The sequence below is a fragment of the Paenarthrobacter aurescens genome, from assembly GCF_025421775.1.
Lineage (GTDB): Bacteria > Actinomycetota > Actinomycetes > Actinomycetales > Micrococcaceae > Arthrobacter > Arthrobacter aurescens_B.
Map to the genome: position 1 here is coordinate 433,992 of NZ_JAOEFX010000004.1, position 13,170 is coordinate 447,161.

Consider the following 13,170-nt stretch of genomic DNA (forward strand, 5'->3'; position numbering starts at 1 on the left):
TTGGCGTCTGTGCATGATTACCGTCCGGAACGTGACCAAGCGCTACGGCGGCACTACGGTGCTGGACGACGTCACTTGCGAGATCCCTCGCGGCGGCATCACCTCCATCATCGGCCCCAACGGCGCGGGCAAGTCCACGCTGCTATCGCTGATCAGCCGCCTCCAGCCCATGGACGGCGGGGGAGTGTCGGTGGCTGGCTTGGATGTCACAGCGACGCCCAGCAAGGAACTGGCCAAGACCATGGCCATCCTGCGGCAGGAGAACCACCTGACCATGCGGCTCACGGTCCGCGACCTCGTGGCTTTTGGCCGCTTCCCGCACAGCGGCGGCCGGCCAACGGTGGAGGACCTTGAGCACGTGGACGAGGCCATCCGGCAGCTGGACCTGACGTCCATGGCTGACAAGTTCGTGGATGAGCTCTCCGGCGGTCAGCGTCAACGCGCGTACATCGCGATGGTCCTGGCGCAGGACACCGAATACCTGCTGCTCGACGAACCGCTCAACAACCTGGACATGAAGCACTCCGTGGAAATGATGCGGCTGCTGCGCCGGCTGGCCGACGAGCTCGGAAAGACGATCGTCCTGGTGGTCCACGACATCAACTTCGCGTCCTGCTACTCGGACACCATCCTGGCCATGAAGGACGGCCGGCTCATCCATCAGGGCACGCCCTCGGAGATCATGCGCGCCGGGATGCTGCACGACGTTTACGACATCAACATCCGCATCGAGGAAATCGACGGCAACCGGATCGGCGTGTACTTCGCCTGACGCTCTCTCACCTTCCGCGTGCTTGGGCGGGACGCTCTCTCACCGTCAGACAACAGAGCCCGACGTCGGCACCCCAGCGGGGTGCCGACGTCGGGCTCGGTTTCTCGGGTGTCAGCGCGGTGCCGCGGGTTCGGCCGCGGACAGGGCCGGACACACGGGCCCGCCGGGCGGGGGGGGGGGTGACCTGCGGACCACTGCATAGGCGACCCCGAGGATCGCGAACCAGATGGGCGTCACCAGCAGTGCCGTGAGCGTATCCGGCTGGGTGGTGAGTGCCCACACGAGGAACGCGAAGAACGCGAAGACCACCCACACCATCGGGATGCCGCCTGGCATCTTGAACGGAGAGGCGGCGTGCTGCTCAGGGCGGCGCTTCCGGTACACGAGGTAGCTGGCCAGGATGATGGACCAGACGAACATGAAGCAGACGGCGGACACAGTGGTGACCATGTCGAACGCCACGCCAACGTCCTTGCCCGCGTAGAGAAGCGCGACGCCGGCCAGCAACAGGACGCAGGAAAGGAACAGCGCGTTCTGGGGTACTTTGCGGCTGGAGAGCCGGCCGAAGAGCTTGGGGGCATCGCCGTCGTTTGCCAGGCCGTAGACCATGCGGGACGTGGAGTAGATGCCCGAGTTGGCCGAGGACATGGCCGAGGTGAGCACTACGAGGTTGACCACGGTCGCTGCCATTCCCAGACCGGCGAGGGAGAACATTGCGATGAACGGGCTCTGGCCCGCCTTGAATTCGGTCCACGGGGTGACCGACATGAGGATGATGAGGGCGCCCACGTAGAAGAGCATGACGCGCAGGGGGATGGCGTTGATGGCACGGGGGAGGTTGTGCTCCGGGTTCTTGGTTTCGGCCGCTGCGGTGCCCACCAGCTCGATGCCGACGAAGGCGAAGACGGCGATCTGGAAACCGGCCACGAAGCCCATGAATTCCTTGGGGAAGAAACCGCCGTGGCTCCAGAGGTTGGTAAAGCTCGCGGTGCCTGCGTTGGACTGGAATCCGGTGAAGATCATCACCAGGCCCACCACGATCAGCGCCACGATGGCAATGATCTTGATGAGTGCGAACCAGAACTCGGTCTCGCCGAAGGCCTTGACCGTGGGGAGGTTGAGGAGCAGCAAGATGATGATGGTGGCGATGCCTGGGATCCAGAGTTGGATTCCCGGCCAGAGTTCGTTGGCGTAGCCCGCAATCGCGATGACGTCCGCAACACCGGTGACGACCCAGCAGAACCAGTAGGTCCAGCCGGTGAAGAAGCCCGCCCACGGGCCCAGGAGGTCGCCCGCGAAATCGCTGAAGGACTTGTAGTTCAGGTTGGAAAGCAGCAACTGACCCATGGCCCGCATCACGAAGAAGAGCATGAAGCCGATGATCATGTACACGAAGATCACGGAGGGACCTGCAACGGAGATGGTCTTGCCGGAGCCCATGAAGAGGCCCGTTCCGATCGCGCCGCCGATGGCCAGGAGTTGGATGTGGCGGTTGCTGAGCGAGCGCGACAGGTGGGGCTCGCTGTCCCTGCTGGAGGCGCGGAGCTGCCCCTGTGTTGTCTGGTCGGACATTAGTTCAAGAACCCTTCGAAGGACCCGCCATATTAGTGACGGCCGTTACAAATCTGTTCGATAAAGCTATAGCCAATGTCTGACCAATGGCGAATCGGTCTGCATGGCGAAAGCTCCCCCTGTGGAAAAGGGGAGCTTAGGCCGGTGTTCCTGGCTGACTCTGCTAGGCGATCTGGCGCTTGTAGGCGGCAGTGGCGAAGGCGTAGGAGACGACAAGGATCCCCAGGCACCATGCCAGGGCAACCCAGATATCGCCGCCCACCGGACGCTGCGCGAACAGATCCTGGAGGGTGTTCACGATGGACGTCACAGGCTGGTTCTCGGCGAACCAACGGACCGGGCCTGGCATTGTCTCCGTCGGGACGAAGGCCGAACTGATGAACGGCAGGAAAATCAGCGGGTAGGAGAACCCTCCGGCACCATCCACGGACTTGGCCGAGAGACCCGCGATGATGGCGATCCACGTGAGCGCCAGCGTGAACAGCGCCAGGATTCCCGCAACGGCCAGCCAGTCCAGCACGCTCGCCGAGGTCCGGAACCCCATGAGGAGCGCCACCAACACGATAATCACCAGTGAGAGGCCGTTGGCCACCATGGAGGTCAGTACGTGCGCCCAGAGCACCGATGAGCGTGCGATCGGCATGGACTGGAACCGCTCGAAGATGCCGCTCTGCATGTCCGTGAACAACCGGACCGCTGTGTAGGCAATGCCGGACGCGATCGCGATCAGCATGATTCCCGGGAGCAGGTAGTTGACGTAGTTCTCGGTGTTGGTCCTGATGGCTCCGCCGAAAACGTAGACGAACAACAGCATGAGGGCAATCGGGGTGATCGCCGTGGTGATGATGGTGTCCACGCTGCGGAAAATATGGCGCATGGAACGGCCCAGCAGGACCGAGGTGTCTGCGAAGAAATGGGTGTTCATGACCTGTCCTTTGCTGACTCGTTGTTACCGGCTGGGACGTTGCTGCCGGTTCCCACCAGAGCAAGGAAGATGTCCTCCAGGCTCGGCTGTTTCTCGACGTATTCGATCTTGGCCGGCGGCAGCAGTTGCTTCAGCTCGGCGAGGGTGCCGTTCGCAATGATGCGTCCCTCGTGGAGGATGGCAATCCGGTCCGCGAGTTGCTCAGCCTCGTCGAGGTACTGGGTGGTGAGGAGGACCGTGGTCCCCTGATTGGCCAGGTTCTTGACGATTTGCCACACCTCAAGGCGGGCCTCAGGGTCCAGGCCCGTAGTGGGCTCATCCAGGAAGATCACCTTCGGGTCGCCGATCAGGCTCATCGCGATGTCCAAACGCCGACGCATGCCGCCGGAGTACGTTGCCACTTTGCGGGGCCCGGCCTCGGTGAGGCTGAACTGCGCCAGCAACTCATCCGCGATCTGTCCCGGGTTCTTCAAGTGACGGAGCTTCGCCACGAGGACCAGGTTCTCCTTGCCGGTCAGGACCTCGTCCACGGCTGCGAACTGCCCGGTGAGGCTGATGGACTGCCTCACCTGAAGCGACTCCGCAGCCACATCAAAGCCTTCGACGGCGGCCGAGCCGGCGTCCGCTTTGAGCAGCGTGGACAGGATCTTCACCATGGTGGTCTTGCCCGCTCCATTGGAGCCGAGAAGGGCAAAAATGCTGCCTGACGCTACGTCGAAGTCCACACCGCGCAGGACATGCAGGTCCTTGTATGACTTCTCAATGCCCTCTACGCGGATTGCCGTTGCGGTCATGACTCCGCCTCCTTCGCTTTATCGATTGCCTTGATGAGACGGTCGCGTTCCTTGTCGATCCAGCGCTTTCCGCCGTAGGCCTGGGCAAAGGCCTCGGCGAACTCGACGGGATCATCGCCGACGATCTCAGTCACGGGCGTGCCGTCGATGGCGGCGCGGTCCCAGAGGTCTGCGAAATCCGTCAGCATCTGAACCATGGTGTCGCCCTCAGTGACACCGCCGTAGTACATGAGGTAGCGGTTGAAGGCGTTGGCCACGGTGAGGTAGGGCTCGGGCAGGGAATCCAGCCGCGCCTTGGCTTGCTTGTACTGCTTCTTCTGCTCGAGTGATCCGGTGACCAGTTCGATCCATTTCGCTGCCATGTTAATTTCCTTCCTTGCGGAGCTGTTCAAGCCGTTCGGACAAGAAGCTCCAGGTGTTCCAGAATTCGTTCAGTTCTTTTTGGCCCTGCGCGTTGAGCGTGTAGACCTTGCGGGGTGGCCCCTTTTCTGAAGGCCGTTTTTCAACGTCCACCAGCCCCTTTTGCTCGATCCTGACCAGCAGCGCATACACGGTGCCCTCAGCGATCTCGGTGAAACCCTGCTCCCGGAGCTGCGTAGTGATCTCGTATCCATACGCTGCCTTTCCGGTCAGGAGAGCCAGAACGATGCCCTCCAACGTGCCTTTGAGCATCTCTGTCATTTGCTTGCCCATCAGACACCTCCTCTGCTTCTCTGTCTGGTTAGCTACTCAGTATTACTAGCTACCACTACATAGTAGAACTAAGTACCAGTACTTAGCAATACTGAGTTCCGAGCTGGATGGCATGCTGGGTTGGTGACCATGGAATCTGCCGCCGCGCCCGCCCTGATGACTGCCGCCGTCGACTCTGGAACCTTCAGCCTGCGGCGCGCCCGCAAAGGCGACCTGCCGCGGATCCTCGCCTTGCTCGCGGATGACCAGTTGGGCGCCACGCGGGAAAACCTCGAGGATCCAGCGCCATACGAACACGCCTTTGACGCGATCGACGCCGACCCGGCCCACCTGCTGGTGGTCGGCGAACTCGCCGGCGACGTTGTTGCCACGTTCCAGCTCAGCTACCTTCCGGGCCTGTCCCGCAGGGGGTCCTGGCGCGCTCAGATCGAGGCGGTACGGGTGTCCGAAGTGCTGCGCGGCCAAGGTGTCGGGGCGCTCATGATCCAGTGGGCCATCGGCCAGGCGCGCGAGCGGGGCTGCTCACTGGTGCAGCTGACAACCGACAAATCGCGTGTGGCAGCGCACCGTTTCTACTCACGGCTCGGCTTCGTCGCGAGTCATGAGGGGATGAAGCTGACGCTCTAGCGCGCTTCCTGTACTTGTTCGCCCCGCGCACCGTACAGCGGCGAGGTGAGCGGACAAGGTAGGGAGTCGTCATCTACAAAAGACGCGCCGGGCTCAAGGCCGGATTGTTTTCCACATAGGAATCTTCATGCCTTCTGGTGTCCGTGGCTGGCTGGAAGTCTTGAGCCATGGAGCAGGTTCGGGAACAGCAATCGATTGATACGGCCCCTACTGACGATGGGGTGGGGCTTCGGTCCAATGGCTCCGCACCCCGTGTTTCGGAACTCGTCCCACTCTTGCGCGCCGTCCGCCTCGGCGCCGAAAGCAGCGAGCTGATCGACCAAATCCGTGGGCTGGAGGATCTGAAGGCGGCCATCGTTGGTCTACAGGCCCGGGCCGCGGTGGCCTTTGACCTGGCCCAACGGCGCCAGCAGGCGGCTGCGGGTGTTCCCTCGTCGGAGCGGGGCAGGGGTGTGGGTGCGCAGCTCGCGTTGGCCCGGCGCGAATCGCCCAACCGCGGCTCCCGTCTCCTCGGGCTCGCGAAAGCGTTGGTCACGGAGATGCCGCACACCATGGCGGCGCTGGAGTCAGGCCTGCTCAATGAGTGGCGCGCCACGCTGCTCGTGAAAGAAACTGCCTGCCTGTCAGTTGCGGACCGGTTTGCCGTGGACGAGGAACTTGCCGCCGACGCCGGCACCTTCATTGGCGCCGGCGACAACGCCATCGTCGCCGCCGCGAAGGCCGCCGCCTACCGGCGTGATCCCCGTTCCGTTGCCCAGCGTGCCAGTTACGCCGCTGCCGAGCGGACAGTAAACCTGCGTCCTGCTCCGGATGCCATGACGTACCTGACCGCGCTGCTCCCCGTCGCCCACGGCGTAGCCGTCTATGCCGCCCTTACCCGAAAGGCGGACTCCGCCCGTTCCGGCGGCGACTCCCGGATCAGGGGCCAAGTCATGGCAGATACCCTCGTCGAGCGCGTCACCGGCAGGCGCGGAGGGATCAGTGGCGTCGACCTCCAGCTCGTCATGACCGACCGAGCCCTCTTCCAAGGCGACAGCGAGCCCGCCCGGCTGCGGGGGTACGGAGTTGTGCCTGCGGAATGGGCCAGGGCACTGGTTGGTGCCGGAGGGACTGTCTCGGACGAGCCTCGTGGGACGAGGAAGAATCCTGTGGCTGGCCAATCACCCTCGACACCCGATGGTCCGGCACCAAGGCAAGCCGATGAGCTGGTCGTGTGGCTGCGGCGGCTCTACACCGCACCGGCCACGGGTGAACTCCTGGCCATGGACTCCAAGGCAAGGCTCTTCCCACCGCGGCTCAGGCGATTCATCGAAACCCGCGACGACACCTGCCGGACGCCCTACTGCGACGCGCCCATCAGGCACATCGACCATGTGGTCGCCTGGCATTCCGGTGGGACCACCACACCGGCCAACGGAGCCGGACTTTGCGAAGCCTGCAACTATACGAAGGAAAGCCATGGTTGGACGGCCAAGTCGCTCCCCGGGGATGTGCACACCCTTGAAGTCTGCACACCAACCGGCCACACCTACACATCAAAAGCCCCGGCGCCACCGGGACATGGACGCGGACCAACCACACCGGCCAGGCTTGACTATTAGGTACCCTAACTATTAGGCTACCTAAATATGAACACCTTTGATCCCCGGCTCCTTGACCTCGCGCAGGAATTCCGCGAGTCACTGCGGCTAGGCGTGTACATGTTCCGTCGCCTTGATCCGGAAGGCGACCTTACCGCCGCGCAACTGAGCCTGCTCTCCATGATCTCGGACGGGGGCCTCCGTGTGGGTGACATCGCCAAGAACCTGGGGATCAAAGTTCCGAGCGCTACCGAGCAGATCATCAAGCTCGAGCGCGCCGACCTCGTCACTCGCCAACCTGACCCTGACGATTCCCGCGCGGTCCAGGTGGCCATCACCAAGACCGGGACCGCCGCTGTCGAATCTGCCAACCAGCGGCGCAACGCCATGGTGGCCCAACTGCTTCAGGGCCTCAGTAAGCAAGAAATCGAGCAGCTGGCCGCGGCCCTTCCCGTCATCAGCAAGATCAACAGCTCATTCCAGAACTAACCAGAATTAACGCACCGACAAGGAGCAATTGAATGTCACGCCAGTTGGCTGACGCTTCAGCAAGCGCCGAAACAACCACCGAAACCACCCTGGAAGCGGAGAAAGCTTCGTTCCTCAAGCAGCCAAAGGCGGTGTGGGCCACGGCCCTCGCGGCCGTTTTCGCGTTCATGGGCATCGGCCTCGTGGATCCGATCCTTCCGGCGATTGCCAAGAACCTGGAAGCCTCCACCAGTGAAGTGTCGTTGCTGTTCACCAGCTATTTTCTGGTGACCGCAGTTGCGATGTTGATCAGTGGGTTCGTCTCCTCAAGGATCGGCGGGAAGAAGACGCTGCTGATCGGCTTGGCAATCATCGTGGCATTCGCTTCGTTGTCAGGCCTCTCCGGAAGCGTTGAGCAGCTGGTTGGGTTCCGCGCGGGGTGGGGTCTCGGCAACGCGCTGTTCGTAGCAACTGCCCTGGCAGTGATCGTGGGCGTGGCCAGCGGTGGAACCGGAACGGCCATTATTCTCTATGAGGCAGCCTTGGGCCTCGGGATCTCGCTCGGCCCGCTACTGGGAGCCCTTCTGGGTGGCTGGCAGTGGCGTGCTCCGTTTTTCGGCACCGCAGTCCTCATGGCGGCCGCCTTCATCGCGCTGCTGGCACTGCTCCCTAAGACACCTGCTCCGGCGAAGAAATCCCGCCTGAGGGATCCGCTTCTGGCGCTCGGGCACCGGGGGCTCAGGACCACCGCTGCCAGTGCGCTCTTCTATAACTACGGCTTCTTCACCATCCTCGCCTTCACCCCCTTCATCCTGGGTATGGATGCCTATGGGATCGGGGGGGTGTTCTTCGGTTGGGGCGTTGCTGTGGCCGTGTTCTCGGTGTTCGTCGCTCCCGTGCTGCAGAAGCGCTTCGGTGCCGTCAAGGTTCTGACCGGCACCCTGGCCGTCCTCATGCTTGACCTGATTGGACTCGGACTGGCAGCGGGGCACTCGGTGACTGCCGTCGTCGTGCTTGTCATTGTGGCGGGCGCCCTGCTGGGCATCAACAACACGGTCTATACCGAACTGGCCATGGGCGTCTCCGATTCGCCGCGTCCCGTTGCGTCCGCCGGCTACAATTTCGTGCGCTGGATGGGCGGCGCGCTGGCTCCGTTCGCGGCGGCCCAACTTGGCGAACACTTCGGCCCGCAGGTGCCATTCTTCGCCGGTGCAGTGGCCATGGTCGTCGCGATCCTTATCGCCTTCGGCGGCCGCAGTTACCTCACGTCGCACGAACCGCACTTGGTGTAAAGGTTGCGCCTTAAGCAAAGAGCCCCGCGGCAATCCGCGGGGCTCTTTGTGCATCTACTTGGGTTCGTCAGAGGCGACCGGCAGCGGCGCCACTGGTGCGCCCTTGGGTACGAACAGCGTCTCTGCCTGCTCCAGGGACATGCCATTCGTCTCGGGAACCTTGAACATTACAAAGAAGAACGACGCCGCCGCGAAGGCCGCGTACATGGCGTACGTCAGCGGCAGCGAACCTGCCGCCATGATGGGGAAGCTGAGCGTGATGGCAAAGTTCGCGATCCACTGAGCCGCAGCTGCGAGGCCGAGCGCGCGGGCGCGGATGCGGGACGGGAAGATCTCGCCCAGCAGCACCCACACCAGCGGGCCCCAGGAAGCGCCGAAGCTTATGACGAAGACGTTTGCCGCCACGAGCGCCACGGGGCCCCATGCTCCCGGCAGGGAAATGTCGGAACCCGAGCCGGTGGCGGACGAGAAGGCCAGTGCCATGACGCCCAGCGATACCGCCATGCCTATTGAACCTGTGAGGAGGATGGGGCGGCGGCCAATGCGGTCTACCAATGCGATGGCAACCAGGGTCACCAGGATGTTGGTGACGGAGGTGGCCACGGAGATGGTGAGGGAGTCCTTTTCCTGGAACCCCACCGCTTTCCATAGCGTGGTGGAGTAGTAGAAGATCACGTTGATGCCGACGAACTGCTGCAGCACGGAGAGGATGATGCCGATCCACACCACGGGCAGCAGGCCGAACCTGTTGCCGCGGAGTGAGCCCTTTTTGGTGGAGAGCTTTTCCTGCTGGATGGATTCGCGGATCTCGCGGATGTGCCGTTCGATGTCGTCGCCCGGGATCAGCTTGTTGAAAATGGTGCGGGCTTGGTCTTCCTTGCCGTTCAGCACCAGGAAGTGCGGAGACTCCGGCAGACGGAAGGCGATCCAGCCATACACTGCAGCGGGCACCGCGCAGGCGATGAACATCCAGCGCCAGGCTTCGATGCCCAGCCACAACGTTCCGTCGGCGCCACCGGCCGAGTTGGCAAGAACCGCGTCGGAGAGCAGCGCTGCGAAAATACCGGTGGTGATGGCGAGTTGCTGGAGGGAAGCCAAACGGCCGCGCACGTGCCTGGGGGAGATCTCGGAGATGTAAGCGGGGGCAATCACGGACGCCAGTCCAATACCCAGGCCGCCCACGAGGCGCCAGAAAATGAGGTCCCAAACACTGAACGCCAGGCCGGTTCCAACTGCGCTGACCAGGAAGAGCAATGCGCCGATCTTCATGGCCGGGATGCGGCCGTAGCGGTCGGCAACCTTGCCGGCCAAGTAGGCGCCCGCGGCACAACCAAGCAGCGCAACCGCGACGGCGAACCCGGTCAGGGCTTCGCTCATGACGAACTCGTCTGCCATCGCATCCACGGCACCATTGACCACGGAGGAATCAAAGCCGAAGAGGAAGCCGCCAACCGCGCCGGCAACGGCCAGGCCGATCACCTTCCGGGAGACTTGGGGCGCGCCTTCGGTGCTGGAACTGGACATGGGACTCCCTTGGGGAATGGTGGTGTGGGATCGCGGTGCGGGACGTCGTCGGCTGTTCCGACGGGGACGCCGGTGCACTCGCGCTACACAGTGTGGCATGCCCCGTCGCGCAAGTTCCAGTCAAGGCGTGTCGGATGACATGCGTTCACTTACTTAACTCAATCATCCCTGACTTCGACCTGGACGTCCTCTGAGAGCGCTAGAGAGGCAATTCCTGGCAGCGACACCCCCTCCTGAATCCACTAATTGAACACACAGCACGACGGCGGCCCTTAAGTTTGGTGCCAAACCCAAGGACCGCCGTCGGCAGCTTTGCGACCGAAGCAGCTGCGCTAGGAGAGTTCCTTGAGCGCTGCCGACAGCAGGCTGCCAGGCCTTCCCAGCCGCGTGTGGACACCGTGCGAGGCGAGCAGCTCTCCGGCGATGATGACCTCAGTGACGTCGCTGGCTGTCGCGCTGAATGCCATCTGCATCGGCCTGGATCCAGCAGTGCGCGTGGAGGCCGGGTCAATGACCATAAGATCGCAAACACCACCCTCTTCGAGCGCCCACTGGGCCACCGGCGTGGCCATGGATCGGGCTGCCCCATCGGTTGCGGCCCGCAGCAATTCCTGGGGTGAAAACCTCCCGCGTTGGCCGCTGCCCAACCGCTCCCCATGTTCCAGGGTGCGCATCTCAATCCATGGATCGATCACGGCGTGCTGGTCAGTACCCAGGGCGATCGTTGCTCCCGCATCGGAAAGTTCCCTCGCCGGACCAATACCGTCTGCGAGGTCGGCCTCGGTGCTTGGGCACATCACCACCGTGATGCCGGCTTGTCCCAGCGCAGTGATGTCTTCCTGTGTCAGGTGGGTTGAATGGACAGCCGAGAGCCTGCTGGTCAGCAGCCCATGACGTTCCAAGAGGCCAGCGGGTGTGGTGCCGTAAGCCTCAAGGCAAGCTTCGTTCTCGGCAGGTTGTTCGCTCAGGTGGATGTGAAGGGGAATGTCGCCGGGCAATTTGGCGGCCACAACCTTCAGGTCCTCTTCAGGTACCGCCCGAACCGAGTGCAAGGCCGCTCCGATGCTCACGCGATCCGGCGGGAAGCTTCCGGCTATCGCAGCGCGGAGCGAGGCAAGGCGGCGGAGCCAGGCGTGCACGTCAGCGTCCCCGAACCTTGCCTGTTCGGAACTCAGGGGTGTTCCCATTCCGCCGGCCAGGTACAAGGTGTCCAAAAGAGTCAAACGGATACCGGCTGACATTGCCGCGCGGGCCAGCGCCAACTCCATGGCGTGGGGCTCCGGATAAGGTTCACCGCCGGGCTGGTGGTGGACATAGTGGAACTCCGCGACGCTGCTGAAACCGGCCACAACCATCTCGGTAAACACAGCCGTCGCCAGCTTTTGGTACTTCTCCGGAGTCAGCTCCGACGCACTCGTGTACATCTGCTCCCGCCACACCCAGAAATCTCCGCGCCCTTCATGGGTCCGGCCACGCAACACCCTGTGGAAGGCGTGCGAGTGTGCGTTGGCGGCTGCGGGGAAGACGATGCCGTCCAGTTTTTTGTCGCCGGGTTGGGGCTGGGTGCCGGTGGTGACGCTGGAAATCAGGCCCTCGTGGGTTTCCAGACGAACTCCGGAAGCGGCCTCGGGGACCCCTGACCCGTTGTTGGCCGCGATGATCGCCGTTTCACACCAGAACGCGTTCACAGGAGCCCCTCCAAAACGTCTGCAAGGGCAACGGCTCCGGAGGACGCATCTTCATCGGCAACATGTTCTTCCGGCGAATGCGAGATTCCGCTGGGGTTGCGGACAAAGAGCATGGCCGAGGGCACGTACCCCGCCAGCACGCCGGCGTCATGCCCGGCGCCCGTAGCCAACACCGGCGCCTCCGGGAGAAGGCCACCGATCCGTCGGCTTAGCTCTGTATCAAAATGAACGGTCCCGCTGTAGGACTCTTCGGTGAGGGTCGCGGTGCACCCTTCAGCTGCGGCCACTTCCTGGGCCGCGCTGTAGATCGCTTCGATGAGGCGAGCGGTCACGGCGTCGTCCGGGTGGCGGGCATCAAGCCACATGTCTACGCGGGATGCAATCACATTGGTGCCGCCGGGAATGGGCGTCAAACGGCCAACGGTTGCCCGGGCATCCGGCTGCCTGGCTGCGGTGTCGCGAACAGCCAGGACGATCTGGGCGGCAGCCACCATTGGATCCGCGCGGTCTGCCATGAGCGTGGTGCCTGCGTGGTTTCCTTGGCCGCTGACGCTGATCTTCCAGCGTCCATGACCCAGGATCGAACTGCCAACGGCGATCGCCGGACCGCCCTGCCCCAGCCCCTTGCCCTGTTCCACGTGCAATTCAACAAAATCGCCGATTCTGGCCATCGCTTCGGCGTCGGCACCAACATGCCGGGGATCCAGGCCATTGGATCGTGCCACGTCGGCGAAAGTGTCGCCATTGGCATCGCGCAGATTAAGTGCCTTGTTCACATCGATGGCACCCGTCAGGAGCCGGGAACCCAGGCATGCCACGCCGAAACGGGACCCTTCTTCTTCCGGGAAGACGGTGACTGCCAAGGAGCGACTTGGCTGGAGCCCGCGGTCTTTGAGGATATCGACGGCGGCCAGTGCGGAAGCGACGCCAAGAGGTCCGTCATATGCTCCGCCGCCGGGCACCGAATCGAGGTGGCTTCCTGTGACCAGGGCGCCGTCCTGTGGCTCGCCCCACCACGCCCAGATAATGCCGTTGCGGTCTGTCTCGATGAGCAGGCCACGTTGCGCGGCTTGCTCCATGAACCACTCCCGGAGATCGAGTTCAGGCGTTGAATACACGGCCCTGGAGTAGCCTCCGCGCACGCCATCCCGGCCTACATCCTTGATCGAATCAAGGAGCTGATTGACGGTTTCCACGTGTTCCTCCGATGTTGACGACTGCCACCAAGTAAAAAG

13 protein-coding genes are annotated in these 13,170 nt (G+C 63.1%); 5 read left to right on the plus strand and 8 right to left on the minus strand.

Annotated elements, in window-relative coordinates; all coding sequences use genetic code 11:
- The first annotated feature begins 13 nt into the window (after nucleotides 1-13).
- Nucleotides 14-772, plus strand: coding sequence for an iron ABC transporter ATP-binding protein (locus tag N7568_RS11210; protein WP_261609899.1), 759 nt, complete (start codon nucleotides 14-16; stop codon nucleotides 770-772).
- 111 nt (nucleotides 773-883) lie between these two features.
- On the opposite strand, the gene cycA is transcribed toward N7568_RS11210, so the two are convergent.
- From cycA to N7568_RS11235, 5 genes are all read right to left on the minus strand, one after another.
- Nucleotides 884-2,344 carry a D-serine/D-alanine/glycine transporter gene (gene cycA / locus N7568_RS11215; RefSeq protein ID WP_261609900.1) on the minus strand — a complete coding sequence of 487 codons (1,461 nt, stop codon included), beginning with the start codon at nucleotides 2,342-2,344 and terminating at the stop codon, nucleotides 884-886.
- 163 nt (nucleotides 2,345-2,507) lie between these two features.
- Nucleotides 2,508-3,269, minus strand: a complete 762-nt coding sequence (locus N7568_RS11220) for an ABC transporter permease (protein ID WP_261609901.1) — start codon at nucleotides 3,267-3,269, stop codon at nucleotides 2,508-2,510.
- Nucleotides 3,266-4,063 (minus strand): ABC transporter ATP-binding protein, encoded by a 798-nt coding sequence (locus N7568_RS11225; protein WP_261609902.1) that lies wholly within the window; start codon nucleotides 4,061-4,063, stop codon nucleotides 3,266-3,268. Before N7568_RS11225 ends, N7568_RS11220 begins: the two co-directional genes overlap by 4 nt.
- Complete coding sequence (locus N7568_RS11230) at nucleotides 4,060-4,425, minus strand: DUF1048 domain-containing protein (RefSeq protein ID WP_261609903.1); 366 nt, start codon at nucleotides 4,423-4,425, stop codon at nucleotides 4,060-4,062. Before N7568_RS11230 ends, N7568_RS11225 begins: the two co-directional genes overlap by 4 nt.
- 1 nt (nucleotide 4,426) lies before the next feature.
- Complete coding sequence (locus N7568_RS11235) at nucleotides 4,427-4,756, minus strand: PadR family transcriptional regulator (protein ID WP_261609904.1); 330 nt, start codon at nucleotides 4,754-4,756, stop codon at nucleotides 4,427-4,429.
- Nucleotides 4,757-4,885: 129 nt separating this feature from the next.
- Here N7568_RS11235 and N7568_RS11240 point away from each other — a divergent pair, with 129 nt between their 5' ends.
- The 4 genes from N7568_RS11240 (at nucleotide 4,886) to N7568_RS11255 (ending at nucleotide 8,723) form a co-directional block, all read left to right on the plus strand.
- Nucleotides 4,886-5,383 carry a GNAT family N-acetyltransferase gene (locus tag N7568_RS11240; RefSeq protein ID WP_261610015.1) on the plus strand — a complete coding sequence of 166 codons (498 nt, stop codon included), beginning with the start codon at nucleotides 4,886-4,888 and terminating at the stop codon, nucleotides 5,381-5,383.
- A gap of 167 nt (nucleotides 5,384-5,550) precedes the next feature.
- On the plus strand, nucleotides 5,551-6,984 hold the full coding sequence (locus N7568_RS11245; protein ID WP_261609905.1) for an HNH endonuclease: 1,434 nt from the start codon (nucleotides 5,551-5,553) through the stop codon (nucleotides 6,982-6,984).
- Between the two features lie 27 nt (nucleotides 6,985-7,011).
- Nucleotides 7,012-7,452, plus strand: coding sequence for a MarR family winged helix-turn-helix transcriptional regulator (locus N7568_RS11250; protein WP_261609906.1), 441 nt, complete (start codon nucleotides 7,012-7,014; stop codon nucleotides 7,450-7,452).
- A 32-nt stretch (nucleotides 7,453-7,484) separates the two neighbouring features.
- Entirely contained in the window at nucleotides 7,485-8,723 is a 1,239-nt protein-coding gene (locus tag N7568_RS11255) for an MFS transporter (protein WP_261609907.1), read from the plus strand.
- A gap of 54 nt (nucleotides 8,724-8,777) precedes the next feature.
- Here the strand turns inward: N7568_RS11255 and N7568_RS11260 are convergent, their stop codons facing one another.
- The 3 genes from N7568_RS11260 to N7568_RS11270 form a co-directional block, all read right to left on the minus strand.
- Complete coding sequence (locus N7568_RS11260) at nucleotides 8,778-10,247, minus strand: sugar porter family MFS transporter (RefSeq protein WP_261609908.1); 1,470 nt, start codon at nucleotides 10,245-10,247, stop codon at nucleotides 8,778-8,780.
- Between the two features lie 332 nt (nucleotides 10,248-10,579).
- Nucleotides 10,580-11,935 (minus strand): formimidoylglutamate deiminase, encoded by a 1,356-nt coding sequence (locus N7568_RS11265; protein WP_261609909.1) that lies wholly within the window; start codon nucleotides 11,933-11,935, stop codon nucleotides 10,580-10,582.
- The gene (locus N7568_RS11270; protein ID WP_261609910.1) at nucleotides 11,932-13,131 is read right to left on the minus strand and encodes an allantoate amidohydrolase; all 1,200 of its coding nucleotides are present in this window, start codon (nucleotides 13,129-13,131) and stop codon (nucleotides 11,932-11,934) included. The genes N7568_RS11265 and N7568_RS11270 overlap by 4 nt, the downstream gene beginning before the upstream one ends.
- Between the last annotated feature and the right edge of the window lie 39 nt (nucleotides 13,132-13,170).